Annotated in this window: 24 protein-coding genes and 1 pseudogene; 11 read left to right on the top strand and 14 right to left on the bottom strand. The window is 66.5% G+C overall.

Annotated elements, in window-relative coordinates; all coding sequences use genetic code 11:
• The first annotated feature begins 5 nt into the window (after nt 1-5).
• Nucleotides 6-869, top strand: coding sequence for an LOG family protein (locus tag BLW48_RS19685; protein WP_093051216.1), 864 nt, complete (start codon nt 6-8; stop codon nt 867-869).
• A gap of 17 nt (nt 870-886) precedes the next feature.
• On the opposite strand, the gene BLW48_RS19680 is transcribed toward BLW48_RS19685, so the two are convergent.
• From BLW48_RS19680 to pncB, 8 genes are all read right to left on the bottom strand, one after another.
• The gene (locus BLW48_RS19680) at nt 887-1,552 is read right to left on the bottom strand and encodes a TetR/AcrR family transcriptional regulator (RefSeq protein WP_093077714.1); all 666 of its coding nucleotides are present in this window, start codon (nt 1,550-1,552) and stop codon (nt 887-889) included.
• An 8-nt stretch (nt 1,553-1,560) separates the two neighbouring features.
• Nucleotides 1,561-2,016 carry a hypothetical protein gene (locus tag BLW48_RS19675; RefSeq protein WP_093177206.1) on the bottom strand — a complete coding sequence of 152 codons (456 nt, stop codon included), beginning with the start codon at nt 2,014-2,016 and terminating at the stop codon, nt 1,561-1,563.
• Between the two features lie 83 nt (nt 2,017-2,099).
• Nucleotides 2,100-3,629: an MFS transporter gene (locus tag BLW48_RS19670; protein ID WP_093177044.1), complete on the bottom strand. Its 1,530-nt coding sequence runs from the start codon at nt 3,627-3,629 to the stop codon at nt 2,100-2,102.
• 112 nt (nt 3,630-3,741) lie between these two features.
• Nucleotides 3,742-4,905 carry an MFS transporter gene (locus BLW48_RS19665; RefSeq protein WP_093077717.1) on the bottom strand — a complete coding sequence of 388 codons (1,164 nt, stop codon included), beginning with the start codon at nt 4,903-4,905 and terminating at the stop codon, nt 3,742-3,744.
• Nucleotides 4,902-6,287: a DNA recombination protein RmuC gene (gene rmuC, locus BLW48_RS19660; protein WP_093177043.1), complete on the bottom strand. Its 1,386-nt coding sequence runs from the start codon at nt 6,285-6,287 to the stop codon at nt 4,902-4,904. Before rmuC ends, BLW48_RS19665 begins: the two co-directional genes overlap by 4 nt.
• A gap of 20 nt (nt 6,288-6,307) precedes the next feature.
• A complete protein-coding gene (locus BLW48_RS19655) occupies nt 6,308-7,288 on the bottom strand; it encodes a 2-hydroxyacid dehydrogenase (protein ID WP_093177041.1) in 981 nt (326 codons plus the stop codon).
• Between the two features lie 25 nt (nt 7,289-7,313).
• Nucleotides 7,314-8,732 (bottom strand): sodium:proton antiporter, encoded by a 1,419-nt coding sequence (locus BLW48_RS19650; protein ID WP_093177039.1) that lies wholly within the window; start codon nt 8,730-8,732, stop codon nt 7,314-7,316.
• 37 nt (nt 8,733-8,769) lie between these two features.
• Complete coding sequence (gene pncB, locus BLW48_RS19645; RefSeq protein ID WP_093177037.1) at nt 8,770-9,990, bottom strand: nicotinate phosphoribosyltransferase; 1,221 nt, start codon at nt 9,988-9,990, stop codon at nt 8,770-8,772.
• A 178-nt stretch (nt 9,991-10,168) separates the two neighbouring features.
• Between pncB and BLW48_RS19640 the strand changes: the two genes are divergently transcribed.
• The gene (locus BLW48_RS19640; RefSeq protein WP_093177036.1) at nt 10,169-10,402 is read left to right on the top strand and encodes a CsbD family protein; all 234 of its coding nucleotides are present in this window, start codon (nt 10,169-10,171) and stop codon (nt 10,400-10,402) included.
• A gap of 48 nt (nt 10,403-10,450) precedes the next feature.
• Nucleotides 10,451-10,858 (top strand): hypothetical protein, encoded by a 408-nt coding sequence (locus BLW48_RS19635; RefSeq protein ID WP_093177034.1) that lies wholly within the window; start codon nt 10,451-10,453, stop codon nt 10,856-10,858.
• 33 nt (nt 10,859-10,891) lie between these two features.
• Here BLW48_RS19635 and BLW48_RS19630 read toward each other — a convergent pair whose 3' ends face one another.
• Nucleotides 10,892-11,338 (bottom strand): acyl-CoA thioesterase, encoded by a 447-nt coding sequence (locus tag BLW48_RS19630; protein ID WP_093077723.1) that lies wholly within the window; start codon nt 11,336-11,338, stop codon nt 10,892-10,894.
• A gap of 229 nt (nt 11,339-11,567) precedes the next feature.
• On the opposite strand from BLW48_RS19630, the gene BLW48_RS19625 reads away from it, so the two are divergent.
• Both BLW48_RS19625 and BLW48_RS19620 read left to right on the top strand, forming a co-directional pair.
• Entirely contained in the window at nt 11,568-12,119 is a 552-nt protein-coding gene (locus BLW48_RS19625; protein ID WP_093077725.1) for a phasin family protein, read from the top strand.
• Nucleotides 12,120-12,249: 130 nt separating this feature from the next.
• A complete protein-coding gene (locus BLW48_RS19620) occupies nt 12,250-13,008 on the top strand; it encodes a 3-hydroxyacyl-CoA dehydrogenase (protein ID WP_093051251.1) in 759 nt (252 codons plus the stop codon).
• Here the strand turns inward: BLW48_RS19620 and BLW48_RS19615 are convergent.
• On the bottom strand, nt 12,956-13,903 hold the full coding sequence (locus BLW48_RS19615) for a YihY/virulence factor BrkB family protein (RefSeq protein WP_093177033.1): 948 nt from the start codon (nt 13,901-13,903) through the stop codon (nt 12,956-12,958). The two genes, BLW48_RS19620 and BLW48_RS19615, sit on opposite strands and share 53 nt — an antisense overlap.
• Nucleotides 13,904-13,985: 82 nt before the next feature.
• On the opposite strand from BLW48_RS19615, the gene dnaG reads away from it, so the two are divergent.
• Nucleotides 13,986-16,016 carry a DNA primase gene (dnaG, locus tag BLW48_RS19610; RefSeq protein WP_093051854.1) on the top strand — a complete coding sequence of 677 codons (2,031 nt, stop codon included), beginning with the start codon at nt 13,986-13,988 and terminating at the stop codon, nt 16,014-16,016.
• Nucleotides 16,017-16,139: 123 nt separating this feature from the next.
• Here the strand turns inward: dnaG and BLW48_RS35840 are convergent, their stop codons facing one another.
• Nucleotides 16,140-16,472, bottom strand: a complete 333-nt coding sequence (locus BLW48_RS35840; RefSeq protein WP_256216812.1) for a hypothetical protein — start codon at nt 16,470-16,472, stop codon at nt 16,140-16,142.
• Between BLW48_RS35840 and rpoD the strand changes: the two genes are divergently transcribed.
• The 3 genes from rpoD to BLW48_RS19595 all read left to right on the top strand — a co-directional run bounded on the left by rpoD (nt 16,465) and on the right by BLW48_RS19595 (nt 21,126).
• Complete coding sequence (rpoD, locus tag BLW48_RS19605; protein WP_256216814.1) at nt 16,465-18,651, top strand: RNA polymerase sigma factor RpoD; 2,187 nt, start codon at nt 16,465-16,467, stop codon at nt 18,649-18,651. The two genes, BLW48_RS35840 and rpoD, sit on opposite strands and share 8 nt — an antisense overlap.
• A gap of 89 nt (nt 18,652-18,740) precedes the next feature.
• Nucleotides 18,741-19,976, top strand: a complete 1,236-nt coding sequence (locus BLW48_RS19600) for a multidrug effflux MFS transporter (RefSeq protein WP_093051261.1) — start codon at nt 18,741-18,743, stop codon at nt 19,974-19,976.
• Nucleotides 19,977-19,995: 19 nt separating this feature from the next.
• A complete protein-coding gene (locus BLW48_RS19595; protein ID WP_093177031.1) occupies nt 19,996-21,126 on the top strand; it encodes an HPP family protein in 1,131 nt (376 codons plus the stop codon).
• Between the two features lie 10 nt (nt 21,127-21,136).
• Here the strand turns inward: BLW48_RS19595 and BLW48_RS19590 are convergent, their stop codons facing one another.
• Genes BLW48_RS19590 through BLW48_RS19580 form a run of 3 tightly spaced genes read right to left on the bottom strand, consistent with a single transcriptional unit; the run spans nt 21,137 to nt 24,315 of the window.
• Nucleotides 21,137-22,123 carry a tripartite tricarboxylate transporter substrate binding protein gene (locus BLW48_RS19590; protein WP_093077731.1) on the bottom strand — a complete coding sequence of 329 codons (987 nt, stop codon included), beginning with the start codon at nt 22,121-22,123 and terminating at the stop codon, nt 21,137-21,139.
• Nucleotides 22,124-22,162: 39 nt separating this feature from the next.
• Nucleotides 22,163-23,371, bottom strand: coding sequence for a CaiB/BaiF CoA transferase family protein (locus tag BLW48_RS19585; RefSeq protein ID WP_093077733.1), 1,209 nt, complete (start codon nt 23,369-23,371; stop codon nt 22,163-22,165).
• A complete protein-coding gene (locus BLW48_RS19580) occupies nt 23,368-24,315 on the bottom strand; it encodes a hydroxymethylglutaryl-CoA lyase (RefSeq protein WP_093077735.1) in 948 nt (315 codons plus the stop codon). The genes BLW48_RS19585 and BLW48_RS19580 overlap by 4 nt, the downstream gene beginning before the upstream one ends.
• Before the next feature lie 100 nt (nt 24,316-24,415).
• Here BLW48_RS19580 and BLW48_RS19575 point away from each other — a divergent pair, with 100 nt between their 5' ends.
• Together BLW48_RS19575 and BLW48_RS19570 are read left to right on the top strand one after the other, a co-directional pair.
• Nucleotides 24,416-25,318: a LysR family transcriptional regulator gene (locus BLW48_RS19575; protein WP_093177029.1), complete on the top strand. Its 903-nt coding sequence runs from the start codon at nt 24,416-24,418 to the stop codon at nt 25,316-25,318.
• A gap of 135 nt (nt 25,319-25,453) precedes the next feature.
• Nucleotides 25,454-26,347, top strand: a pseudogene (locus tag BLW48_RS19570) (MBL fold metallo-hydrolase); the annotation flags it as partial.
• Between the last annotated feature and the right edge of the window lies 1 nt (nt 26,348).

Below are 26,348 nucleotides of genomic sequence, written 5' to 3'. Positions count from 1 at the left end.
TCCCCATGAACAACACGCACAACATTCACGACAAACGCCTGGCCGATGCCTGGGCCACGCTCCGGTCCCATGCCGACCAGGGCCTGCCGCTCGACCCCGATCCCTCGCGCATCGCCTTCGCCGACCCCGAGTTCCTGCTGCGCCGCGAGACGCGCGGCATCCGCATGCAGCTCGAGCTGATGAAGCCCGACATCGAGCAGCGCGCCCATGGCATCGAGAACACCGTGGTGGTGTTCGGCAGCGCCCGCTTTCGCAGCGAGGAAGACGCCGCCGCCATGATCGCCCAGGCCGATGCCAGCGGTGACGCAGCAGCGTCCGAGCGCTGGCGCCGGCTCGCGCGCAACTCGCACTACTACGAGAAGGCGCGCGCCTTCGGCAAGCTGGTCGCCCAGTACAGCAACGACAAGGAACCGCAGGACAAGCTCTTCGTCTGCACCGGCGGTGGCCCCGGGATCATGCAGGCGGCCAACCGCGGCGCGCACGAGGGCGGCGGCCTCTCCGTCGGCCTGGCCATCGCGCTGCCGATGGAAGAAGAAGCCAACCCGTACGTCACGCCGGCGCTGAGCTTCAAGTTCCACTATTTCGCCATCCGCAAGATGCATTTCATGATGCGTGCGAAGGCGCTGGTGGCGTTCCCGGGCGGCTTCGGCACGCTCGACGAGCTCTTCGAGGTGATCACGCTGGTGCAGACGAAGAAGTCGAAGCCGGTGCCGATCGTGCTGTTCGGCTCGGACTACTGGAAGCGGCTGATCGACTTCGACTTCCTGGTCGAAGAGGGCGTGATCTCGCCGGGCGACGTGAAGCTCTTCGAATACGTCGACGCGCCGGAAGATGCGTGGAGCGCAATCAAGCGCTTCTACAAGCTCTGACCTGAACCGCGCCGGCTTCAGTCGGCGCTGTCATCCTCGGCCGGGTGCAGCGCCTGCTCGAGGAATCTCGTGAGCGTGCGCGCGCGGCGCTTGCGCTCCGCCTCACCGGTCTGCCCCACCGCCACCGCGTCGTCGGCCACGCCGTGCAGCGCATTGAAGAGGATCACGGCCGTGAGGGTCGCGTCCTCCACGTCCCAGAAGCCGGCGGCATCGCCCTGCTTCAGCAGCCCGACCAGTTGCGTGATGACCGCGTTGTCGTTGCGCATGCGGCGGTCTTCGGGCCGGTACTCGTGGAACACCACGTCGTGCAAGGCGACGTTGTCCAGATAGGTTTCGAGCCCCGTTTCGACCCAGGCCTTCAGGCGCTCGTGGTAGTTGTCGGGCCGATGGCGGTCCATGGCCTCCTGCAGCCGCGCGCAGAAGGTGTCGACAAAGCGCTGCTGCAATGCGCCGAGCATCGCCTCCTTCGACGGGAAGTACAGATAGAAGGTGCCTTTGGCCACCTGCGCGCCGGCCGCGATGTCGTCGATGCTGGTGGTGGCGATGCCCTTCGCGATGAAGAGGCGCTCGGCGGCGTCCATCAACGCGGCGGCGCGCGTTTCGGGTGCCTTGGTGCGGCGGCGTGGCGCGGCCTCTCCCTCGGGAGATGCGGGAATCGTGACGGTGTCGCTGCTCTTGACCATCGGCTGCCTCAGGAAACGGCTGCCGCCAGGCGGGCCGAGCGGATCGCCGCACGCACGGCCGCCAGATCGAAAGGCAGGCCGCGCGGCGCCATTACGCGCTCGCAGAGCCACACCAGTGCGTCGTCGGCGTCGGCAAAGATGCTGGCGGGCACGCCGAAGAGTTTCTCGACATTCATCTTGCGCATTTTCTCGTACTGGTCGGCGGGCACCACGCTCGCCATGCCCATCATATGGCTGCGGATGTCGGCACCGCGCTCCTGCAACCATTGCCTGGCGCTCTGCGCGCTGCCTTCGGGGTGGGCCAGCGCATCGGCGTCGGCGAACACGCGCAGCGAGGCGAAGGGTTCGCCGCGGTCGAGCCAGCGGTTCCAGTCCTCGGTGAAGGCCTGCATGCCTTCGGGTGTCTGAAGCCCGGCCGAGACGCTGATGACGAGGGGCCATTGGCTGAGTTCGTGATGGGTCATGAAAAGCTCCTTGGAAAAAATCGAACGAAGACGCGCACGAAAGCGCACCGGCACGTATGCGGCGGGCATGGCTGGACGAAGCCTCAGGCGCGCGCGGGCAAGGCGGCGGCGCGGGGCCGCACGCTCACGAGCAGTCCCGCCGCCAGCAGGCCGGCGATGCCGGCGCAAGCCACGGCGGCGTGGAAGCCACCGGCCAGTGCGCTGGCCAGGAGGCTGTGCGCGGTGGACGCATCGAGCGAGACCAGCGCGCCCAGGTCATGCCGGCCCACCGCCGCGGCGGCTGCCTGCCGCGCGTTGGCCATGCCCGCTTGCCCGAGCGCATCGGCAAGCAGCGAGGTGGCGCGCGTGCTCATCAGCGTGCCGAGCAGCGCGATGCCGATCAGCATGCCGGCCTGGCGCAGCGCGTTCATCGTGGCCGAGGCCATGCCCGAACGCTGTGCCGGCACCGACGCCATCACGGCCGTGCTCGTGGCCGGCACGGCAAGGCCGGTGCCCGCGCCGAGGAACACGAACAGCAGCGCCAGCAACGCATAGGACGTGTCGGCGGAGAACAGCGTCAGCAGCAGCATCGCGCCGCCGATGAGCCCGTAGCCCGCCACCATCAGCGTGTGCACGTCGAAACATTTCGCGAGACGGCCGAACTGCGAGGCCACGACACCGGTCGCAACGAACTGCGGCACCAGCCGCCAGCCGGTGTCGCTGGGCGACCAGCCCTGCACCTGCTGCAGGAACAGCGAGAAAAAGAACAGGCTGGCGTACGCCGAGAACCCGAGCACGAACGACGCGAAATTGGTGACCGAGAAGCGCGCATCGCGGAACAATCCGAGCGGCAGCAATGGCCGCGCCACGCGCGCCTCCACCATCAGGAACAGCGCGAGCCCGATGGCGGCCGCCACCAGCGCGCTCGCGGCCTGCACGGAACCCCAGCCATGCTCGCCCGCCGCGATCAGCCCGTAGGTCAGCGCTCCCAGCCAGAGCACGCTGAGCACCTGGCCGACCGGGTCGAGCGCGGCATGCTCGGGATGCGAGCTTTCCTTGATGCCCCAGAGCCCCAGCCCCACCGTGAGCAGCCCGATCGGAATGTTGATGAGGAAGATGCTCTGCCAGCCCGCATGGTCCACCAGCAGCCCGCCGAGCAGCGGCCCGAGGACCAGCGACAGCGCCGAGAACGACGACCAGCCGCCGATCACCCGCGCCCGCGCGACCGGCTCCGGAAACGCATGCGCCAGCAGCGACAGCGCGCCTGGAATCATCAGCGCGCCGGCCACGCCCTGCACCGCCCTGCCCGCCAGCAGGATCGGCAGGCTGCCGGCCATCGCGCACATTGCCGAGCCGATGGTGAACACAGCCACGCCGGCCAGCCACGCGCGCTTGCGGCCGTAACGGTCGCCCAGCGGCCCCGCCGACAGCATGAAGGCCGAGAGGCACAGCGCGTAGATGTCGATCACCCACTGCAACCCGGCGAGGTCGGTGGAAAGCGCCCGCTGCAACGTGGGCAGCGCGACGTTGACGATGCTCACGTCGAGCGTGGCGATGAAGCTGCCGAGGTACACCGCGGCAACCAGCGCGAGACGGCGGCGCGGATCGGCCGCAGCCTGAATGGGGGAGTCCATGGACGCCTTCAAGGTCGTTGAAGAAGGCGCCGATACTGACTTCAGGTCAGTAAATTGTCAATCAGATGAGAATTAATCGCATTTGTAGCGTGGATTTGGCGCCCTCGCCCCGTCAGACCTTGAGACCCCAGGTCGCGCGCGCGCCAATGGCCACCACGCCCCCAACCACCCAGAACACGCCACCGATGCCGATCAGCGCGCCGAGCGAGCCGAACAACATCGGCATTGCCACGCTCGACGCATTGATGGTCATGAGCCGCAGGCCCAGCGCCTCGCCATGGCGGGTGTGCGGCGTGATCTGGTGGAGCATGCTCATCACCATCGGCTGCACCGCACCCAACGCAAACCCGAGCACCACCGAGCAGATGCCCATGGTCCAGGCTGAGTCCAGCAGCGGATAGATCGCGAACACCATCGCCGTGACCGCCGTCGAACTCAGGATCACGCTGCGCTCCGATGCCCGCGACGCAATCACCGGCAGCACCACGCGGATGACCGCCGCCGCAATGGCGAAGGCGCCCAGGATCGAGCCGATCACCGAAGCGCTGATGCCCCGGTCGTGCCCCAGCACCGGCAGCACGAAGGCGTGCACGTCCCAGCTCGACGACTGCAGCCAGTTCACGAACAGCAGGCGGCGGAACATCGGCTCGCGCAGCAGGTCCCAGGCGCGCGTCGGCTTGGCGCCCGCCACCGGGGCGGTGGGCGGCGGCTCGTGCGCGCCGCGCGCGAGCATCCAGCAAAGGATGGGCAGCGCCGCCATCACGGCGAAGCAGATGCGGAACGCGAGCATGTCCGCAGGCGCACGGCCCGCATGGTCGATCAGCATGCCGGCAAGGAACGGCCCCACGAAATTGGCCACGGCCGGCGCGATGGCGAGCCAGCTGAAAACGCGCTTGAGCTGTGTCGGGTCGGTGGCCGAGCGCCCCACGTGCCGCTGCAGCGCGATGACCGTCGCTCCCGTGGCGCCGCCGGTCAGCAGGGCCGCGACGCACATCACCGGAAAGATCGGGAAGATCACCACCAGCCCCGCGCCGACAACCGCCGCGATGACCGACAGCCACAGCGGCCGCTTGAAGCCGTATCGATCGGCAAAACGCCCTGCCGGCAAGGCGAGAAAAACCTGGGTCAGCGCGAACAGCGAGATCAGCACGCCGACCGCCAGCGCGCTGTACCCCTGTTGAAGTGCCAGCAGCGGCGTGGCGAGCCGCATGCCGGCCATGGTGGCGTGCAGGCACACCTGGGCGCCGATGACACGCAACAGTTCGGAGCCTTTCACGGGGTGTCTTCGCCCTCGTTGTCGGATTCGGCGTCAGTGCCAGCCGTGGGCGGCAGCAGCGCCTGGGCCTGCGCCTCGGGCAGCGCCTCGACCTTGCGCAGCGCCAGGCGCATCTGCCGGGCGCGCGTGTCGGCCTTGTCGAGCGTGTCCGAAGCCTTGGCCACCTGCTCCTTGATGCGCGCGACCCATTCGCCATAGCGCTCGAACTCGGTCTTCACCGCGCCCAGCACCTTCCAGACCTCGGACGCCTGCCGCTCCAGCGCCAGGGTGCGAAAGCCCATGTGCAGGCTGTTGAGCATCGCGAGCAGGGTGGTCGGGCCGGCCAGCGTCACGCGATGCTGGCGCTGCACCGCATCCATCAGGCCGGGCCGGCGCAGCACCTCGGCATAGAGGCTTTCGACGGGCAGGAAGAGGATGGCGAAGTCGGTGGTGTGCGGGGTCGCGAGGTAGTTGTCGGCAATCGACTTGGCCTCGGTGCGGATGCGCGCTTCGAGCGCCTTGGCAGCCAGCTCGGCGCCCCCGGCATCGGCTCGTTCGTGCGCATCGATGAGCCGCTCGTAGTCGTCGCGCGGGAACTTGGCGTCGATGGGCAGCCACACCGGTGCGCCGTCATCGCCGCGGCCCGGAAAGCGGATCGCGAAGTCAACGCGCTGCCCGCTGCGCGGCTTGGTCTCTATCTGCTTGGCGTACTGGTCGGGCGTGAGCACCTGTTCGAGCAGCGCTTCGAGCTGCACCTCGCCGAAGATGCCGCGCGTCTTCACGTTGGTCAGCACGCGCTGCAGGCTGCCGACGCCCACGGCCAGCGTCTGCATTTCGCCAAGGCCCTTGTGCACCTGCTCGAGCCGGTCGGCCACCTGCTTGAAGCTTTCGCCAAGGCGCGCTTCGAGCGTGCTCTGCAGCTTCTCGTCGACGGTCTTGCGCATCTCGTCGAGCTTGGCTGCGTTGGTCTGCTGCAGCTGCGCGAGCTGCGTTTCCATCGTCTCGCGCACTTCCGACAGGCGCCGTGCGTTCGATTCGCTCAGGCCCTGCAACTGCGTATTGAGCGTGTCAGCCAGCGTCTTCTGCAGTGACGCGAGCTGCAGCGAGAAGGCATCGAGCTGCGCGTTCTGCGTGCGCGTGGCCTCGGCGCCCTGCTGCACCAGCGCCTGCTGGAAGGTGGCGAAGGCCTGTGCGGTTTCCTGCCGCGCACCGCGCGAGCTTTCGCCGATGTCGTTGCGCAGTTCGCGCTCGGTGCGCTCGTTGGCCGAGCCCAGCGCGGCCAGCACGCGCAGCAGGTCGCTGTGGTCGGCCGGGGCCTGCTGGCGGGCCAGCAGCCAGATCACCAGCACGAGCTGGATGACCGCGAGTACGGCCAGTGCAATAAGAACCAGTGAAGTGTCCAAGGTTGCGGTATCGCCTCTGCCTATTTGCCAGGCACTGGCGTCACGGGCGTCAGCGGCCCCTTGCCGCCGAAGTACGCGATGAGGTTGTCCGCCGCGAGGTCGGCCATGGCGCGGCGCGTGGGCACGGTGGCGCTGGCGATGTGCGGTGTCAGCACCACGTTGGGCACTGTCAGCAGGTCGGGATGCACCTTGGGCTCGCCCTCGAACACGTCGAGGCCAGCGGCGGCAATGCGCTTTTCGCGCAGGGCCACGGCCAGGGCCGCGTCGTCGACGATGCCGCCGCGCGCGATGTTGACGAGCGTGGCGGTCGGCTTCATCAGCGCGATCTCGGCCGCGCCGATGGTGTGGTGCGAAGCCGGCGAATAAGGCACCACCAGCACCACGTGGTCGGCCGTCTTGAGCAGCTCTTCCTTGCTCACGTAGCTGGCCTTGCATTCGGCTTCGAGCGCCGCGTCGAGCTTCGAGCGGTTGTGATAGATCACCTTCATGCCGAAGCCGTGCGCGCCGCGCTTGGCAATACCCTGCCCGATGCGGCCCATGCCGATGATGCCCAGCGTCGAGCCGTGGATGTCGGAGCCCGCGAACATGTCGAAGCTCCACTTCTGCCACTTGCCCGCGCGCAGGAAGTGTTCGCTCTCGGTGATGCGGCGTGCCGTGGCCATCAGTAGCGCAAAGCCGAAGTCGGCGGTGGTCTCGGTCAGCACGTCGGGCGCGTTGGTGCCGAGCACGCCGTGCGCGGTCATGGCATCGACGTCGAAATTGTTGTAGCCCACAGCCATGTTGGCGCAGATCTTCAGGTCGGAGCAGGCGTCGAGCACGGCGGCGTCGATGCGCTCGCTGCCGGTGGTGAAGGCGCCCTGCTTGCCCTGCAGTTTGGCAATCAGCTGTTCCTTGCTCCAGCTCTCGTCCGACTGGTTCGACTCGACCTCAAAATGCTGCGACAGGCGTTCGATGGTCTCGGGAAAGATCGCGCGCGCGACCAGGATCTTGGGCTTGCTCATGATGTTGTCTCTCTGCGAAGGAAGGTCAGCGGAAGAAGATGAAGGTGCAAATGACGAACAGCGGAACCAATATGGCCACCGACCACGCCATGTAGCCGAAGAAGCTCGGCATACGCACCCCGCGGCTCTCGGCGATGGCCTTGACCATCAGGTTGGGCGCGTTGCCGATGTAGGTGTTGGCGCCCATGAACACTGCGCCAGCCGAAATGGCAGCCAGCGTGGAGGCGTAGGTGGTCATCAGCGCCGCCGGGTCGCCGCCCGCGGTGTTGAAGAACACTAGGTAAGTCGGAGCGTTATCGAGGAAGGAGCTCAGCACGCCGGTGGCCCAGAAGTACATCGCCGGATCGGGCTGGCCGTCGGCGCGCGTCACGGCCGAGACGATGGCGCCGAACGGGCCCTGCGTGCCGGCCTTGAGCATCGCGATCACCGGGATGATGGTCAGGAAGATGCCTGCGAACAGCTTGGCCACTTCGGCCATGGGCTCCCACTCGAACTGGTTGTCGGCGTGCACCTTGGGCGCGGTGAGTTTGTACGAGACCAGCGCGATCAGCGCCAGCCCCACGTCGCGCACCAGCCCCGGCAGGCCGACCTCGGTGCCGAACACGTCGAAGGCCACGGGCGATTTCCAGAAGCCGCTGAGCAGCACCAGCGCGACCACGCCGCCCAGCAGCCAGAAGTTGGCAGCGCCGTCGAAGCCGATGCCGGGCGTGTCGGGGGTCGGATCGACCGGCATCACGCCTTCCTTGCGGTAGTAGTGGCGGTCGATGGCATAGAACAGCGCCAGCAGCACGCCGAGGATGAACAAGGTTTCAGGCAGGATGTTCTGCGCGGTCCAGAAGAAGCCCACGCCCTTCAGGAAACCCAGGAACAGCGGCGGATCGCCCAGCGGCGTGAGCGCACCGCCCGCGTTCGACACGATGAAGATGAAGAACACGATCACATGCACCTTGTGCACGCGGTTGTCGTTGGCGCGGATCAGCGGCCGTATCAGCAGCATCGATGCGCCCGTGGTGCCCATGAAGCTCGCAAGCACCGCGCCGATGGCGAGGATCGCCGTGTTGAGGCCGGGTGCGCCATGCAGGTTGCCGCGAATGTGGATGCCGCCCGCCACGGTGAAGAGCGCCGTCAGCAGGATGATGAACGGGATGTACTCGGCCACCAGCGCGTGCACGAGTTGAACGCCGGCAAGCTGTACGCCGAAGGCCGCTGCAAAGGGCAGGAGGAACGCCAACGCCCAGGCCGCGGAGATCTTGCCGTAGTGGTGGTGCCAGAACGCAGGCGCGAGCAGCGGAAACAGCGCGATCGACAACAGGATGCCTGCAAACGGCACGCCCCACAGCGGCGAGAGGCTGCCGCCGTCGAAGTCGGCGGCCGAGGCCAGGGCGGGAAGAAAAAGCAGCGGCAGCGACACCGCGGCCGCCTTCAGTCGAATCGTTTTTTGCATGGGGGGCTGTACCGTACCAGACAGGTCAGTACAGCCTTCAAGCCGGAGGTTGTTCGATTTCGAACACCTGGCGCAGGTACGCCAGGTATTTTTCGTCCTCGCACATGTTCTTGGACGGCGTGTCCGACAGCTTGGCCACCGGCTGGTCGTTGCAGTGGATCATCTTGATGACGATCTGCAGCGGCTCATAGCCCAGGTCGTTGGTGAGGTTGGTCCCGATGCCGAAGGCCAGTTGGCAGCGGCCGCGGAACTGCTGGTACAGCTCGATGGTGCGCGGCACCGTGAGGCCGTCGCTGAAGATCAGCGTCTTGGTGCGCGGGTCGACCCGGTTGGCGATGTAGTGCGCCAGCATGCGCTCGCCCCACTGGAACGGGTCGCCGCTGTCGTGCCGCGCGCCGTCGAAGAGCTTGCAGAAGTACAGGTCGAAGTCGCGCAGGAAGGCGCTCATGCCGTACACGTCGGACAGTGCGATGCCCAGGTCGCCGCGGTACTCGCGCGCCCAGCTCTCGAAACCGAAGATCTGGCTGTCGCGCAGCCGCGGGCCGAGCGCCTGGCAGGCCTGCAGGTATTCGTGGGCCATGGTGCCCAGCGGGATCAGGCCGAGCTTCATGGCGTACAGCACGTTGCTGGTGCCCGCGAGCTGCGGCAGCCGCGTGCCAGGCGGTGCCTGCACCGGCGGCGAGGTGACGGCGCCGAGGCGGGCGGTCAGAGTGCGCAGCACCTCTTCGTGCCAGTCTTTCGAGAAGCGGCGGCGCGTGCCGTAGTCGGCGATCTTCAGGTCGGCGAGGCCGGCGTCCTGCAGCTGCGTGATCTTGGTTTCGAGACGGCGGCGGCCTTCGGCGATGTCGGGCTTCTTCTGCGTGTTGCGGAAGTAGACCTCGTTGACGATGGCCAGCACCGGGATCTCGAACAGGATGGTGTGCAGCCACGGCCCCTTGATGCGGATCTCGAGCTCGCCCGAGGGCTGGGGAATGATGTTGATGTACTTCTCGTTGAGCCGGAAGAGCCCGAGGAAGTCGACGAAGTCGCTCTTGATGAAGCGCATCGAGCGCAGGTAGGACAGCTCGGCATCGCGGAACTGCAGCGAACAGAGGCTGCGCACCTCGTCGCGGATCTGTCCCGCGAACTGGGCCAGGTCGACACCGGGGTTGCGGCACTTGAAGCGGTACTCGACCCGGGCCCCCGGGAAGTGATGCAGGACCACCTGCATCATCGTGAACTTGTAGAGGTCGGTGTCGAGCAGGCTGTGAATGATCATGGTGCTGGGCGCGGTGTCTCAAACTTTTCGGCGGCCGTTCGATTATCACGGGGCGCGTCGGCCTCTGCCTACGGGGCCTGAACAGCACGTCCTACCGGGAGGGTGAATCAGCCCCGCGACAGTGATTTCACGGCGGCGAACACAGCCCGTCGAATCAACTGTCTCAAAGGAGATTCGCATGAACAAGGACACCATCGAAGGCAACTGGAAACAGCTCAAGGGCAAGGTCAAGGAGCAATGGGGAAAGCTGACGGACGACGACTTCGACGTCATCGCCGGCAAGCGCGACCAGCTGCTCGGCCGCATCCAGGAACGCCACGGCATCAGCCGCGAGGAAGCCGAAAAGCAGGTCAAGGACTGGGAATCGCGCGACGGCCGCACGCCGGACGCACTCTGGTTCGAACGCTACTGAGCGCTGAGCGCCCCCTCGATTTCATCAACTCCCCGAAGGAAAACAACCATGAAAAAGCACCTCCTCATGCTGGCTCTCGCCTCCGCCTGCTTCGTGGCCACGCAGGCCAGCGCCATGACCAAGGACGAATACAAGGTCGCCAAGGAAAAGATCGAGGCCGACTACAAGGTCGCCAAGGCCCAGTGCGACACGATGAAGGACAACGCCAAGGACGTCTGCCAGAAGGAAGCCAAGGGCAAGGAAGACGTTGCCAAGGCGGAGCTCGAGCAGCAGTACCAGCCGAGCGACAGCCACGCCCGCAACGTGGCTGAAGAGAAGGTGAAGGCCGCCTACGAAGTCGCGAAGGAAAAGTGCGACGACCAGAAGGGCGAAGCCAAGACCGCATGCGTGAAGCAGGCCAAGGCTGATGAAGCTCAGGGCAAGGCCGACATCAAGGCCATGAAGAAGGCCATGTAAGGTCTTCGCGGCGGGTGGCCTCGGTTGCTCAGGTCAGTTCCTGAGCGAATCGACCACCCGCTGCAGCGCCTCGGGCAGCGCCACTGGCCGCTGCGTGGCGCGGTCCACGTAGACGTGGACGAAGTGGCCTTGCGCCGCGGCGGTGTCAGCCCCTTCGGCGAACAACGCAATCTCGTATCGCACGCTCGATCGGCCCGCCTGGGCCACCCGAATGCCCGCCTCCACCGTCTGCGGGAACGCGATCGGCGCAAAGTAGTTGCACTGCGTCTCCACCACGAAGCCGATGACCTGGCCCTGGTGGATGTCGAGCGCGCCGCGCTCGATCAGCAAAGCATTCACCGCCGTATCGAACCAGCTGTAATAGACGACGTTGTTGACGTGGCCGTACATGTCGTTGTCGGCCCAGCGCGTCGGGATGCTGCGAAACGCGCGATAGCTGCTGCGCGCGTGCGGGGTGGGTTTGGTGGGGGCGCTGCTCATCGCGCGGCATTTTGCCAGCGGCCGTTGCCGTCGAAGGCGGCTTTGGACTTGAACGGGCCCGCCCGGCGGCCGAATTTAGAAGACGGCTTCTAAATTGCTGCAGGGCAGCAAAAACCCCTTGATCGCAAAACTCAGCTGCCTATACTTGAGGCCATGCTGCACCGCAACATAGACGGCGAGACAGCGCAACGTGAACCGACCACTCAATCATCCCTTCTGGAGATCCCAAATGGCCCTGACCGCTGACCAAATCCTCGCCGCCCAAAAAGCAAACCTCGAAACCCTGTTCGGCCTGACCACCAAGGCTTTCGAAGGCGTCGAGAAGCTCGTCGAACTGAACGTGACCGCTTCGAAGGCCGCCCTGGCCGAAGCCCAGAACACCGCCCAGGCTGCCCTGAGCGTCAAGGACGCACAAGAACTGCTGACGCTGCAAGCCAGCCTGTTCCAGCCCCTGGCTGAAAAGACCGCTGCCTACAGCCGTCACCTGTACGACATCGCCCAAGGCACCGGCGCCGAGTTCTCCAAGGCTTTCGAAGCCAAGGCTGCTGAAGCCCAGCAAGCCTTCGTCGGCCTGGTCGACAGCGCTTCCAAGAACGCCCCCGCCGGTTCGGAAACCGCCGTTGCCGTGCTGAAGAGCGCAGTGGCTGCCGCCAACAACGCTTTCGAATCGGTTCAAAAGGCCGTCAAGCAAGCGTCGGACGTCGCCGAAGCCAACTTCAACGCCGTGTCGACCCAAGCCGTCGCCGCCGCGAAGACCGCCACCGCTTCGCGCAAGCGCTAAGCCGCCGACCACCACCAGTTGTCTCCTTGGGTCCTCACGGATCCAATTCAGGGCCTCATCCTCGGATGAGGCCTTTTTTTTGGCCTGGCGGGGCGTCTTCGATAATGCCGGTCTCATCCAGGAGACTTCAATGCAGATCGATGGCAAGGTTTTTATCGTGACCGGTGGCGCTTCGGGCCTCGGCGAAGGCACGGCGCGCATGCTGGCCGCCAACGGCGCCAAGGTGGTGATCGCCGACATGCAGGCTGACAAGGGCGAAGCCGTTGCAAAGGAAATTGGCGGCGTGTTCGTCAAGTGCGACGTGAGCCAGGAAGCCGACGGCCAGGCGGCCGTGGCCGCCGCACTCAAGCTTGGCAAGCTGGTCGGCCTCGTCAACTGCGCTGGCATTGCGCCGGCCGAGAAGACGGTGGGCAAGAATGGCCCGCACGCGCTGGCCGTGTTCAGCAAGACCGTCACGGTCAACCTGATCGGCAGCTTCAACATGATCCGGCTCGCGGCCGACGCCATGGGCAAGAACGAGCCCGAAGCCACGGGCGAGCGCGGCGTGCTGATTTCCACCGCCTCTGTCGCAGCCTACGACGGGCAGATCGGCCAAGCGGCCTACAGCGCCTCGAAGGGCGGCGTGGTCGGCATGACGCTGCCCATCGCCCGCGACCTCGCGCGCAGCGGCATCCGCAACATGACCATCGCCCCCGGCATCTTCGGCACACCCATGCTGTTCGGCATGCCGCAGGAAGTGCAGGACGCGCTGGCCGCCAGCGTGCCCTTCCCTTCCCGCCTGGGCACGCCCGAGGACTATGCCAAGCTCGCCAAGCACATCATCGAGAACGACATGCTCAACGGCGAGGTGATTCGCCTGGACGGAGCGATTCGATTGGCTCCCCGCTGACCTCGGAGGCTGGCAGCTTCGCGCTGCCGGTGCGGTCCAGGCGCTCGTAGTTCGCGATCACCTGGGCCCCGAGCAGCACCAGCGTGGCGGCGATCTCCAGGCTCAGCAGCACCACGATGGCCGTGGTGAGCGAGCCATAGACCACGTTCACCTGCGACAAGGTCGAGAAGTACCAGATCAGCACGCGCCGCGTGGCCTCCCACAGCAGCGCGGCCGTCACGCCGCCCAGCAGCGCATGGCGCAGCGACATGCGCCCGGCCGGCATCACGAGGTAGAGCGAGGTCAGCATGAAGATCTCGCCGCCCAGCCCCAGCAGGTACAGCAGCAGCCCCGAAACGCCCGACAGCGACCAGCTGCGCCCCAGCAGGTCGACACTTTCCCGTCCCACCAGCTGCAACGCGCCCGACACCAGCGTAACCAGCAGCAGCCCCACGCACAGGCACAGGATGTAGATGTAGGGCATGGCCACCGACACCAGGAAGTGGCGCTTGTGGTCGGCCTTGCGGTGGTGAAAGATCACCGCCATGGCGCTTTCGAGCACGCTGAAGGCCAGCGAGCTGAAGAAAAGCATCGTCACCAGCAGCACCGGCCCCAGCACGTCGCGGTGGTCCAGGAAGCTCGACAGTTCGGCCACGATGGCTTTCGACTGCCCCGGCAGCAGCCAGCCCAGGTACTGTCCGATGGTGCGCAGCAGTTCGGCCTGCTCGATGACGTGCGACAGCGCGATCACGCTCACGATCAGCAGCGGCACGATGGAAAGCAGCGCGTAGTACGCCACCGCCCCTGCGAGCAGCAGCCCCTGGTTGGCGCGAAATTCCTTGAGCGCATCCCAGGCGAATCTCAGGGGGTGGCGCAGCAGCGGCGCGATGTGTTGCAGGGGTTTGGGCATCGTCATGCATGGATTCCGGTCGCTTTCAGTATGCCGTCCGGCCGCCAGCCTTCGCCCGCTTGCGTATGATTTGCCGCTCTTCGCCTACATGACCATCCCCGCTTCATTCATCCAGGAACTCATCGCGCGCGCCGATGTGGTCGAGATCGTCGGCCGTTATGTGCAGCTCAAGAAGGCCGGCGCCAATTTCATGGGGCTGTGCCCGTTCCACGGTGAGAAATCGCCCTCTTTCTCCGTCAGCCCGACCAAGCAGTTCTATCACTGCTTCGGCTGCGGGGTGCATGGCAACGCCATCGGCTTTCTGATGGAGCATGCGGGCATGGGCTTTGTCGAGGCGGTGCACGACCTGGCCGGCCAGTACGGCCTGCAGGTGCCCGAGGACGACGCCTCCCCCGCCGAGCGCGCCCGCGCCGCCAGCCAGCGCCAGAAGCAGGCCACGCTGACCGACGTACTCGAAAAAGCCGGCGACGCCTACCGCAAGCACCTGCGGCAGGCGCCTGGCGCCATCGAATATCTGAAGGGCCGCGGCGTCTCGGGCGAGGTGGCCAAGCAGTTCGGCATCGGCTATGCGCCGGCCGGCTGGCGCGCGCTGGCCAGCGTCTTCCCCGACTACGACGACCCGCTGCTCGCCGAGAGCGGACTGGTGATCGTCAACAACGAGGAAGGCAAGCTCAGCGACGAAGAAGCCAAGCGCTACGACCGCTTCCGCGACCGCGTGATGTTCCCGATCCGCAACGTGAAGGGCGAATGCATAGGCTTCGGCGGGCGCGTGCTGGGCGACGAGAAGCCCAAGTACCTGAACTCGCCCGAAACGCCCGTGTTCAGCAAGGGCCGCGAGCTCTACGGCCTTTATGAAGCCCGCGCCGCCTTCCGCGACCGCGGCTATGCGCTCGTCACCGAGGGCTACATGGACGTGGTGGCGCTGGCCCAGCTCGGTTTTCCGAACGCGGTGGCCACGCTCGGCACCGCCTGCACCACGGAGCACGTGCAGAAGCTCTTCCGCTTCACCGAATCGGTGGTGTTCAGCTTCGACGGCGACGCCGCCGGCCGCCGCGCCGCGCGCAAGGCGCTCGACGGTGCCCTGCCCTACGCCACCGACGTGCGCAGCATCAAGTTTTTGTTCCTGCCAGCCGAGCACGACCCCGACAGCTTCATCCGCGAGCACGGCGCCGAGGCCTTCGCCCGCTTCGTCAACGAGGCCACGCCGCTGTCGCGCTTCATGCTCGAAGCCGCCCGCGAAGGCTGCGACCTGACCACCGCCGAGGGCCGCGCCCACATGACGAGCAACGTGCGCCCACTCTGGAGCGCCATGCCCGACGGTGCCCTCAAGCGACAGCTGCTGAGCGAGATCGCGACGCTGGTGCAGCTCGACGCGCCGGCGCTGTCGGAACTCTGGGCCTCCACGCCGGGCCCGCGCAAGGCCGGCGGCGCACCCGCGCCGCAGCGCCAAGGCGAGCCCTCCGGCTACGGCGGCGGTGGTGGCGGTGGCGGTGACGACTACTACCCGGACATGCCCCCGCCGCAGGACTTTGAACCGCCGCGCTATGAAAGCGATAGCAAGCCCAAGTTCCAGCCGCGCAAGTTCGTCAAGGGCAAGCGCTGGGGCGGCAAGTTCGAGGAACCCATCGAGCCCCTGCGCGGACGCGGTGCCCCGCCCAGCCGCCCGGATGTGGCGGTGCGGCTGCTGCTGTCGAACATGGCGCAATGGGAAGCCCTGTCGCACGAGCTCCACGTGATGTTGTGCGACCTGCCCGGCTCGCACGGCGCGCTCTTCACCTGGCTCGACAGCCAGCTGCACGAGCACGGCGTCCAGCCCTGGGCGGCCCTGCGCGAAGGCATGCGCGGACTCGACTTCGAGCCGCTGGCCGAGCGGCTGATGTCCGTCTCCGAGGCCGGTCCGGTGCCCGAGGGCGAGGAGGCGCAGCACCTGGCCGACGCCGCCCGCGAACTCTCCAGCGTGCTCGATTTCATGCTCGACGACCTTCTCAAGGCCCAGCAGAGCGAGGCCATCGCCGCGGTGGGAAAAGACCCGAAGGCCCTGGAACGCTACAAGGCGCTGGAAACCCGCCGGCTCGAATTGCGCGCCCGTCTGCGCGCCTCGGGTTCAGAAACTGCTTGAAATTTGCGCAACACGCTATAATGTAGGGCTTCGCAACTGGCGAAATTAGGCAAGAGCGACAGCAGCACCTCCGGGCCGACCCCTAGCGCAACGCACTCCAACGGTAAATTCCGGCGGAAAGGGTCAATAACCGCAAGGACTGCATACCAAATGTTCGCCCGACATCTTGCCTGTTGAGGAATTAATTCCTCTTTCCCATTTGTTTTTAGTCCGTGCCTGTGCACGGGCTGTGGTGGCGCTGTCCGCGTGACGGTGCGCCTGTGATCCCGCTTGTTCTTTCTTGCCGTAACGAGGTCGTATGCCCAGTTCAAAGAAGCCTGCTCCTTCACTTGCCAAAAGCGTCGCCACCAAGCCCGCAGCAGAAAAACCGTTGAAAGCCGGCGCGAAGCCGGCAACCAAGACGGCCGCCGCCGCATCCAAATCGGCAGCCGCAACGAAAGTGAAAACCGTGCCCACGAAATCGACCTCTCTCGACGATCCCAAAAAAGCAGCCGCCCCCGCAGCCAAGAAAGTCGGCCGCCCGCCCAAGGCCGCCGGCGCCGCCACGCCCGCCACCGGCGCCAAGCGCGGCCGCAAGCCCAAGGCTGACAAGGAAGCCCCCGAGAGCGACGTCGACCTGTCGGACATCGAGGACGACCTGGCCGGCGACGAGCCCGCGGTTGCGACGACCACCGAAGAGAAGGTCAAGCCGCTGCGCATGAAGATCAGCAAGGCGAAGGAACGCGCCTTGATGAAGGAGTTCGGCCTCGACGAGACCGTGCTCTCCGAAGAAGACCTGGCCAAGCGCCGCTCGCGCCTGAAGACCCTGATCACGCTGGGCAAGACCCGCGGCTACCTCACGCACGGCGAAATCTCCGACCACTTGCCCGACAAGCTGGTCGACGCCGAGACCATGGAAGTCGTGGTCACCATGCTCAACGACATGGGCGTGGCGGTGTACGAGCAGACGCCCGACGCCGAAACCCTGCTGCTGAACAACACCGCGCCCACCGCCACCACGGTGGAAGAAGCCGAGGAAGAAGCCGAAGCCGCGCTCTCCACGGTGGACAGCGAATTCGGCCGCACCACCGACCCGGTCCGCATGTACATGCGCGAAATGGGCACGGTCGAGCTGCTGACGCGCGAAGGCGAAATCGAAATCGCCAAGCGCATCGAAGGCGGCCTGATGGCCATGATGGAAGCCATTTCGGCCTCCCCCGCCACCATCGCCGCGATCCTCGAAATGGCCGCAACGATCCGTGAAGGCAAGGTCGTCATCTCGACCATCGTCGACGGCTTCTCGAACCCCAACGAGGCCGACGACTACGTGGCCGAAGAAGACTTCGACGAATTCGACGAGGAAGACGACGACGACGGCAAGGGCGGCTCCAAGGCCCTGACCAAGAAGCTCGAAGAACTCAAGCGTGAAGCGCTCGATCGCTTCGACCGCATCGCCAGCATGTTCGAGAAGATCCACAAGATCTACGAGAAGGAAGGCTACGGCACGCCGGCGTACGTCAAGGCCCAGCAGGCCGTGTCGGACGAGCTGATGACCATCCGCTTCACCGCCAAGACCATCGAGAAGCTGTGCGACCTGGTGCGCACGCAGGTGGACGACGTTCGCAAGAAGGAACGCGAACTGCGCCGCATCATCGTGGACAAGTGCGGCTTCCCGCAGGACGAGTTCATCCGCGACTTCAGCGGCTACGACAAGAACGGCAACCGCATCGCCTCCAACCTGCTCAACCTCAAGTGGGTCGAGAAGCAGGCCGCCGCCGGCAAGCCTTGGAGCACGGTGCTCGCGCGCAACATCCCGCCAGTGCAGGAGTTGCAGCAGAAGCTCGCCGACATCCAGTCGCGCGTGGTGGTGCCGCTGTCCGAGCTGAAGGACATCAACAAGCGCATGAACGAAGGCGAATCGTCTTCGCGCGATGCCAAGAAGGAAATGATCGAGGCCAACCTGCGCCTCGTGATCTCCATCGCCAAGAAGTACACCAACCGCGGCCTGCAGTTCCTCGATTTGATCCAGGAAGGCAACATCGGCCTGATGAAGGCGGTCGACAAGTTCGAATACCGTCGCGGCTACAAATTCTCGACGTACGCCACGTGGTGGATCCGCCAGGCCATCACCCGCTCGATTGCCGACCAGGCGCGCACCATCCGCATCCCGGTGCACATGATCGAGACGATCAACAAGATGAACCGCATTTCGCGCCAGCACTTGCAGGAGTTCGGCTTCGAGCCCGACGCCGGCATCCTGGCCGCGAAGATGGAGATTCCGGAAGACAAGATCCGCAAGATCATGAAGATCGCGAAGGAGCCGATCTCGATGGAAACCCCCATCGGCGACGACGACGATTCGCACCTGGGCGACTTCATCGAGGACAGCAGCAACACGGCTCCTATCGAAGCCGCGATGCAGGCCGGCCTGCGCGACGTGGTCAAGGACATCCTCGACAGCCTCACGCCGCGCGAAGCCAAGGTGCTGCGCATGCGCTTCGGCATCGAAATGAGCACGGACCACACGCTGGAAGAAGTCGGCAAGCAGTTCGACGTGACCCGCGAGCGCATCCGCCAGATCGAGGCGAAGGCACTGCGCAAGCTCAAGCATCCGTCGCGTTCGGACAAGCTGCGCAGCTTTATTGATACGCTCTAAGCCGGTCTCCCGGTATTTCCCGACGAGGAGGCGCCCGCAAGGGCGCTTTCTTTTTTGGCCTTCGCGATAAAAAGAACGGAGCAAACCTCATGAATCCCGATGCAGACAAACTCTGGCAGGCCCCGCGCTGGGCGCTTGCCGTGCTGCTCGCGGTGCTCGGCATGCTCGGGCCCTTTTCCATCGACACCTACATCCCGGCCTTCTCGGGCATTGCGCAATCCATCGGCGCGACGCCGGCCGAGATGCAGCAGACGCTCTCGGCCTACCTGTTCGGCTTCGCGTTCATGAACCTGTTCCACGGCGCGCTGTCGGACAGCTTCGGCCGCCGCCCCGTGGTGCTGTGGGGCCTGGCTGTGTTCACGCTGGCCTCGCTGGGCTGTGCGCTCTCGCAGAACATCACGCAGCTGGTGCTGTTCCGCGGGCTGCAGGGCCTGTCGACCGGCGCCGGCATCGTGGTCTCGCGCGCGGTGATCCGCGACATGTTCCCGCCTGCCGAGGCGCAGCGGGTCATGAGCCAGGTCACGATCTACTTCGGCGTGGCACCGGCCATCGCGCCCATCGTGGGCGGCTTCCTGTTCGTGCACGCGGGCTGGCATGCGGTGTTCTGGTTTCTGGTGGCGGTGGGCGTGGTGCTGTTCACTGCCAACTACAAGCTGCTGCCCGAGACGCTGCACAAGGACCACCGCCAGCCCTTCCAGGTGCGGCACCTGATGCGCGGCTACTGGGACCTGTGCTCCGACCCGCGCTTCCTGCTGCTGGCCTTTGCGAGCGGCGTGCCCTTCAACGGCATGTTCCTCTACGTGCTGGCCGCGCCCGCATTCCTCGGCGACCACCTCGCGCTGCAGCCGCAGCAGTTCTTCTGGTTCTTCCTGCTGACCATCGGCGGCATCATGCTCGGCGCGCGCGCCAGCGGCCGCATGGCCGGCAAGGTCGCACCCAAGCGGCAGATCCGCGACGGCTTCGTCATCATGCTGGCCACCTCGGTGGTCAACGTGGTGGCCAACACTTTCTTCCAGGCGCACGTGGCCTGGGCACTGTGGCCGCTGGCGGTGTTCGCCTTCGGCTGGGCGCTGATGGTGCCGGTGGTCACGCTGCTGGTGCTCGACCTGCACCCCGAGCGCCGCGGCATGGCCTCTTCGCTGCAGGCCGTGATCGGCTCCACTGCCAACGGCATCGTGGCCGGCGCGGTGGCGCCGCTGGTGATGCATTCGACACTCGCGCTGGCACTGACCTCCATGGGCATGCTCGCCATCGGCCTTGTCGCCTGGGTGTGGCTGCATGACCGCTGGCCAGAGATCGGGCGCATGGTGGCGCACGAAGGCTGAGAGCGCGGGCGAGTTTCCGATGCGCTTCGAAGCATTCCTGACTCATGCGCGCGCCTGGCTGCCAGGCCGCACCACCGTCGATGCCCGCGAGCGCCTGCGCGCGGTGGCGGGTGCGGGCCTCGGCCTGCTGGTCACGGCACTGCTGTGCCGATGGATGGCCGGCCCGCTCGCCGCCTCCGTCTGGCTGATCGCGCCGCTGGGCGCCAGCGCCGTGCTGGTGTTTGCTGTGCCGGCCAGTCCGCTCGCGCAGCCGTGGTCGGTCATCGGCGGCAACACGCTGTCGGCGGTGGTCGGCATTGCGGCCGCCAACTGGATTCCCGACCCGGCGCTGGGCGCCGCCGTTGCAGCGGCTGCTGCCATCGGCCTGATGTTCAGCGCACGCTGCCTGCACCCACCGGGTGGTGCCGCCGCCTTGCTCGCGGTGCTGACGCACACCACGCATTTCTCGTCCGCCCTCTTCCCCTTCTTCACCAACTCGCTGCTGCTGGTGCTGGCCGGCGTGGCCTACAACTCGCTGACCGGGCGGCGCTATCCGCACGTGCAGGTGGTGGCGCGCCCGCCTGCGTCCGATGCGCGCTTCAGCCAGGCCGACATCGACGCCGTGCTGGCCCGCTACAACCAGGTGCTGGACATCAGCCGCGACGACCTCCAATCGCTGATCCAGCAGACCGAGCTCGAGTCATACAAGCGGCGCCTGGGCACGCTGCACTGCGCCGACATCATGTCGCGCACGCCGGTCTCGGTGGAGTTCGGCACGCCGCTGCAGGAAGCGTGGGCGCTGATGCACGAGCGCCGCATCAAGGCCCTGCCCATCACCGACCGCACGCGCCGCGTGGTCGGCATCGTCACGCAGGCCGACTTCTTCCGCCAGCTCGACCTGCAGCATCACGAGGGCATCGCCGGCAAGCTGCGCGACCTGATCCGCGCCACGCGCACCGTGATGTCGAACAAGCCCGAGGTGGTCGGCCAGATCATGACGCGGCAGGTGCGCGTAGCCAGCGCCGACCGGCCCGTGGTCGACCTGGTGCCGCTGTTCTCCGAGGGCGGGCACCACCACATCCCGATCATCGATGGCGAGAAGCGCCTCGCGGGGATGATCACGCAGTCGGACTTCGTGCGCGCCCTCTATCGCGCTGTGGGGCCGGCGTAAGAGCCGCTCCTCACTCAAGCACCACGTTCGCCTTCTTCACCAGCGCCGCATAGCGCGCGGCCTCGCTGCGAAAGTAGCTCGCGGCCTGCTCCGGTGTCGTGGGCTTGATGACGTTGCCCTGCTTGTCCATCGCATCGCGCACTTCGGCGCTGGTGAATGCAGCGGCGACCGCGTCGTGCACACGCTGGACATCGGCCGCCTGCATCTTCGGCGGCCCGATCACCGCGAACCAGCCTTCGACCGCGTAGTTCGGCAGCCCCTGCTCCGCGATGGTCGGGATGTCCGGCGCAGCCGGCGAACGCGTCGCGCCGCACAGGCCGATGGCGCGCAGCGCACCGCTCTTGATGTGCTGCTGCACGGCCGGCAGCGCGACCACGCCCATCTCGACCTGCCCCGCGATCATGTCGGTCACCATCGGCCCGGTGCCCTTGTAGGGAATGTGCCGCGCCTTCACGCCCGCCTCGTCCATGAACATCTCGCCGGCCAGGTGAATGATGGTGCCGTTGCCCGACGAGGCGTAGTTGTAGCCCTCGGGCTTCGCGCGCAGCAGCGCGACCAGTTCCTTCACGTTCTTCGCGGGCAGCTTCGGGTTCACCACCAGCACCAGCGGCGTCGCGCCCACCACGCTGATCGGCGTGACATCGTTGATCGCGTCGAAGGGCATCTTCTTGAACACCGCCGGGTTGATGACATGGTTGTTCGACACCATGCCCAGCGTGAGCCCGTCGGGCGCGGCCTTGACGATGGCCGCGGCGCCGGTGATGCCGCCCGCGCCCGGCAGGTTCTCGATCACCACCGGCTGGCCGAAGGCCTTGCCGAGCGCGACCGATGCAGCGCGCGCGATGGTGTCGACGCCCGAACCCGCGCTGATCGGCAGGATGAAGCGGATGGGTTTGTCGGAGCCCTGCGCAAGCGCGGGGCATGCGGCCACGGCGGCGGCGCACGCACCGAGGCCGAGCACCGCGCGGCGGTTCATCGAGGAAAGCGTCTGGGTCATGGTTTTGTCTCTCTTTATGTTCTTGAAAAGTCACTCTGCTCAGGCTACGGCCGATTCGGCGTGCAGCGCATCGACCTGCTCGCGCGCGTAGCCCAGTTCGGCCAGCAGCTCGCGCGTGTGCTCGCCCAGCGTCGGCGGATGCAGCCGCACACCGAGGCGCTCGCCACCGAGCGTGATCGGGAACAGCGTCGTCTGCGCCATTTCTCCGGCACGCTCACCGTCCGGCAGGCGAATGTCGGCCAGGCCGCCGGTGGCTTTCAGGTGCGGGTCGTCGTAGAGGTCTTCGGGCCGCGTGATCGGCGCGAAAGGCAGCCCGCTGGCCTCGAAGATCGCCGACAGCTCCGCCGCCGAGCGGCCTGCCAGGCGCTCGCGCAAGTCGGCCAGCAGCGTGGGCCGCAGGCGCACGCGGTCGTTGTTGGTGCGCAGGGCCGGGTCGGCCTTCAGGTCGTCGAAACCCAGCGCGTCGCAGAAGGTCTTCCACTGCGCGTCGCTCACGGCGGCCAGGAATATCTGCTCGCCGTTCTTCACGGTGAACACGTCGTACAGCGCCCAGGCCGAGATGCGATCGGGCATCGGCGCAGCGGCCTGCCCGGTGATCGCGTACTGCAGCATGTGCTGCCCGACCAGGAACACGTTGTTCTCGAACAATGCCGACTGCACCTCCTGCCCCTTGCCAGTCTCGGCGCGCTGCATCAGCGCGGCGATCGCGCCAATGGCGCCGAACATGCCGCCCATGATGTCGTTGACGCTGGTGCCCGCGCGCAGCGGATCACCGGGGCGGCCGGTCATGTAGGCCAGCCCGCCCATCATCTGCACCACCTCGTCGAGCGCAGTGCGGTGCTCATAAGGGCCGGGCAAGAAGCCCGTGTGGTTGACGTACACGAGGCGCGGGTTGAGCTTGCCGAGCGCGGCGTAGCCCAGGCCGTACTTGTCCATGGTGCCGGGCTTGAAGTTCTGCGCCACCACGTCGGCCGTGGCGCACAGGCGCAGCGCGGCTTCCAGCCCCTGCGGGTGCCGCAGGTCGAGCGCGATGCTCTTCTTGTTGCGGTTGAACATGGGGAAGAAGCCCGCGCCCGCGCCCAGCAGGTGTCGCGTGCGGTCGCCATCGATGGGCTCGACCTTGATGACCTCCGCGCCCAGGTCCGCGAGCACCATGCCGCAGGTGGGGCCCATGACCATGTGGGTGAACTCGACCACACGGATGCCGGTGAGCGGCAGTCGCTTTTCTCCGGTCTTTGCCGCGCTCACGCCGTGACTCCCGCCGTCGCGGCAAAGGTCTTCGGAAAGCCCGCGCGCCACACCGTGCCCTGCAAGGTTTCGCCTTCGAGCCAGCTCGCCACGCGTCGGCGCAGGTCGAGCAGCTTCGGCAGATCGACGCCGGTCGCGACGCCCATGCTCTCGAGCATGAAGACAAGGTCTTCGGTGTCGACATTGCCGCTGGCGCCGGGCGCATGCGGGCAGCCGCCGATGCCGGCCAGGCAGGCGTCGAAACGTGTGATGCCGACCTCCAGCGCGGCATACGCATTCGCGAGCCCCATGCCGCGCGTGTCGTGGAAATGCCCGCACCACAGCCTGTCGCCCGCGATGCGCAAGGCGCGCTCGAACAGGCTGCGCACCATCGCCGGATCGGCATAGCCGACTGTGTCGGCGAGGCTGACGCGGTCAGCGCCCGCATCGAGCAGCGCCTGCATCAGCCGCAGCACTTCGTCGGGCTCGACATGGCCTTGCAGCGTGCAGCCGAAGGCCGTGCCCACGCCGCCGTCGATCAGCGTCTTGGAGCCCGCCGCATCGCGCGCCGCGCGCATGCGCCCGACCTCGGCCACCACCTCATCGGGCGTCTTGCGCAGGTTGGCAAGACTGTGCGCGTGGCTGGCCGAGAGTGGCACGACCATCAGGTCGGCCTCGCCCGCAATGGCGCGTTCGGCGCCCTTGAGGTTGGGCACGAGCACCGAGGCGAAGAGCCCCGGCAGCGTCTTCGCGTATGCCAGCAGCTCGGCCGTGTCGGCCAATTGCGGCAGCAGGTGCGCCGGCACGAACGAGCCGACTTCGATCTCGCGCTGGCCGGCGGCGTGCGCGTCGCGGATCCATTCGAGCTTGCGTTCGGTGGGCAGTACGCGGGCAATGCTCTGGAGGCCATCGCGCAGGCCCACTTCGCGGACGACCGCGCGCGGCGGCAGGAAGGCGTGAATCAAGACTTTGTCTCCGTCGTGAGGGTACGGAATCGATGTTAGAAGTTCCGATTTGATCCAGAAGGTATATTTTGGAAGCCATCCGATTCCAGAACGGAACATCATGAGAGATCTCGACCTGACCACCCTGCGCCTGTTCGTCGCCGTCTGCGAAACGCGCAGCATCGCGCGCGCCGGCGAACAGGCCAGCATCGTCGGCTCGGCCATCAGCAAGCGGCTGGCCCAGCTCGAAGAAGCCGTCGGCACACCGCTGCTGCTGCGCAAGCGCCGCGGCGTGCTGCCCACGCCGGCCGGCGAAACCCTGCTGGAGCACGCCCGCGCCATGCTCGGCAGCGTGAACCGCATCGAGCGCGACATGGCCGCCTATGCCGGCGGCGCGCGCGGGCACGTGCGCATCCTGGCCTCGGCCTCGGTCATGGCCGAGTCGCTGGCCGAGGACGTGGCCGACTTTCTGCAAGACCCGGCGCATCGCAACATCCGCGTCGACATGGAAGAGCGCGTGAGCCCCGAGATCGTGCGCGGCATTCGCGAGGGCAGCGCCTCCATCGGCCTGTGCTGGGACGCGGCCGACCTCGAAGGCCTGGAGCGGCGCGACTACCGCACCGACCACCTCGCCATCGTCGCGCATCCCTCGCACCCGGTGGCGAAGCACGAGCACGTGCGCTTCGAGCAGGTGCTCGACCATGAATTCGTCGGCATGCCCGCGCTCAGCGCGGTGCAACTGATGCTTGCGCGCGAGGCTGCAGTGGCAGGCAAGCCGCTGGTCTACCGCGTGCTGGTGTCCAACTTCGACGCGGCGCTGCGCGTGGTGCGCGCCGGGCTGGCAATCAGCGTGGTGCCTGCGGAGGTCGCGCGGCCCTTCACCGATGCCTTCGGCCTTCGCCTGATGCCGCTTACCGATGTGTGGGCGCGGCGGCGTTTTGCGATCTGCTTCCGCAGTGAGGCGGCGCTGTCGCCGTCCGCGCAATTGCTGGTCGCGCACCTGGAGCGGCGCGCCACGGATTGACGGCCAAGCACCCAATTCGACCGGAATCCGAAACTATTCATTGCCCTGGAGCAGGTTTTTATTTCGATTCGCGCAACCTACATTCGAAAGGTCAGAGCTGTCACTCCTTCACACCGCACACAGAAAGACCACCGCATGTTCCGCAGAGCCCTCCTCTCCGCCGCCGCCCTCGCCACCACCCTGAGCCTTGTTCCGCTCGCCGCGCAGGCCGCCCAGCCGCTCAAGCTCGACGTCTACAACCCCGGCACGAAGTCGATGTTTCCGGTCTCCTCGGAAATCGTCACCGGCCAGACCGACGCCGTGCTGATCGACGCGCAGTTCCAGCGCAACGACGCCGAGGCGCTGGTGCAGAAGATCAAGGCCACGGGCAAGAAGCTCACCACGGTCTACATCAGCCACAGCGACCCCGACTACTACTTCGGCCTCGACGTGATCCAGGCCGCCTTCCCCGACGCGAAGATCGTCGCCACGCCCCAGACCGTGGCTGCCATCCAGGCCTCGAAGGACGGCAAGCTCGCGCACTGGGGACCGATCCTGAAGGACAACGCGCCCAAGGCGCTGGTCGTGCCCGAAGCACTGGCCGGCGACAGCCTCACGCTCGAAGGCCGCAAGATCCAGGTCGTCGGCCTCGACAGCCCGACGCCCGAGCGCAGCTTCGCGTGGATTCCCTCGCTGAAGGCGGTGGTCGGCGGCATTCCGGTGTCGGCCAACATCCACGTGTGGGTGGCGGACACGCAAACGCCCGAATCGCGCCGCGACTGGATCAAGACGCTGGGCCGCATCGAAGCGCTGCACCCGAAGACCGTGGTGCCCGGCCACTACCTGCCGAATGCCGACGGCAGCACGCCCTACTCGCTCGCCTCGGTGAAATTCACGCGAAGCTATCTGCAGGCCTTCGAAACCGAAGCCGCCAAGGCCAAGGACTCGGCAGCGCTGATCGCCGCGATGAAGAAGCGCTACCCGAAGCTGGAAGACGCCTCGTCGCTGGAACTCGGCGCCAAGGTCATCAAGGGAGAAATGAAGTGGCCGC

Source organism: Variovorax sp. YR266 (assembly GCF_900107295.1).
Taxonomy (GTDB): domain Bacteria; phylum Pseudomonadota; class Gammaproteobacteria; order Burkholderiales; family Burkholderiaceae_C; genus Variovorax.
The sequence above is the reverse complement of the archived record's forward strand: the minus strand, read 5'-3'. Positions and strand labels throughout refer to the sequence as shown.

Bases quoted from the DNA above. Each gene is read 5' to 3' on its own strand.
- BLW48_RS19650 (WP_093177039.1), bottom strand. From the start codon at position 8,732: ATGCAAAAAACGATTCGACTGAAGGCGGCCGCGGTGTCGCTGCCGCTG.
- BLW48_RS19575 (WP_093177029.1), top strand. From the start codon at position 24,416: ATGAGAGATCTCGACCTGACCACCCTGCGCCTGTTCGTCGCCGTCTGC.
- BLW48_RS19595 (WP_093177031.1), top strand. From the start codon at position 19,996: ATGCGCTTCGAAGCATTCCTGACTCATGCGCGCGCCTGGCTGCCAGGC.
- BLW48_RS19600 (WP_093051261.1), top strand. From the start codon at position 18,741: ATGAATCCCGATGCAGACAAACTCTGGCAGGCCCCGCGCTGGGCGCTT.
- BLW48_RS19625 (WP_093077725.1), top strand. From the start codon at position 11,568: ATGGCCCTGACCGCTGACCAAATCCTCGCCGCCCAAAAAGCAAACCTC.
- BLW48_RS19655 (WP_093177041.1), bottom strand. From the start codon at position 7,288: ATGAGCAAGCCCAAGATCCTGGTCGCGCGCGCGATCTTTCCCGAGACC.
- BLW48_RS19630 (WP_093077723.1), bottom strand. From the start codon at position 11,338: ATGAGCAGCGCCCCCACCAAACCCACCCCGCACGCGCGCAGCAGCTAT.
- BLW48_RS19685 (WP_093051216.1), top strand. From the start codon at position 6: ATGAACAACACGCACAACATTCACGACAAACGCCTGGCCGATGCCTGG.
- BLW48_RS19670 (WP_093177044.1), bottom strand. From the start codon at position 3,629: ATGGACTCCCCCATTCAGGCTGCGGCCGATCCGCGCCGCCGTCTCGCG.
- BLW48_RS19635 (WP_093177034.1), top strand. From the start codon at position 10,451: ATGAAAAAGCACCTCCTCATGCTGGCTCTCGCCTCCGCCTGCTTCGTG.
- BLW48_RS19640 (WP_093177036.1), top strand. From the start codon at position 10,169: ATGAACAAGGACACCATCGAAGGCAACTGGAAACAGCTCAAGGGCAAG.
- BLW48_RS19615 (WP_093177033.1), bottom strand. From the start codon at position 13,903: ATGACGATGCCCAAACCCCTGCAACACATCGCGCCGCTGCTGCGCCAC.
- BLW48_RS19675 (WP_093177206.1), bottom strand. From the start codon at position 2,016: ATGACCCATCACGAACTCAGCCAATGGCCCCTCGTCATCAGCGTCTCG.
- BLW48_RS19620 (WP_093051251.1), top strand. From the start codon at position 12,250: ATGCAGATCGATGGCAAGGTTTTTATCGTGACCGGTGGCGCTTCGGGC.
- pncB (WP_093177037.1), bottom strand. From the start codon at position 9,990: ATGATCATTCACAGCCTGCTCGACACCGACCTCTACAAGTTCACGATG.
- dnaG (WP_093051854.1), top strand. From the start codon at position 13,986: ATGACCATCCCCGCTTCATTCATCCAGGAACTCATCGCGCGCGCCGAT.
- BLW48_RS19680 (WP_093077714.1), bottom strand. From the start codon at position 1,552: ATGGTCAAGAGCAGCGACACCGTCACGATTCCCGCATCTCCCGAGGGA.
- BLW48_RS19590 (WP_093077731.1), bottom strand. From the start codon at position 22,123: ATGACCCAGACGCTTTCCTCGATGAACCGCCGCGCGGTGCTCGGCCTC.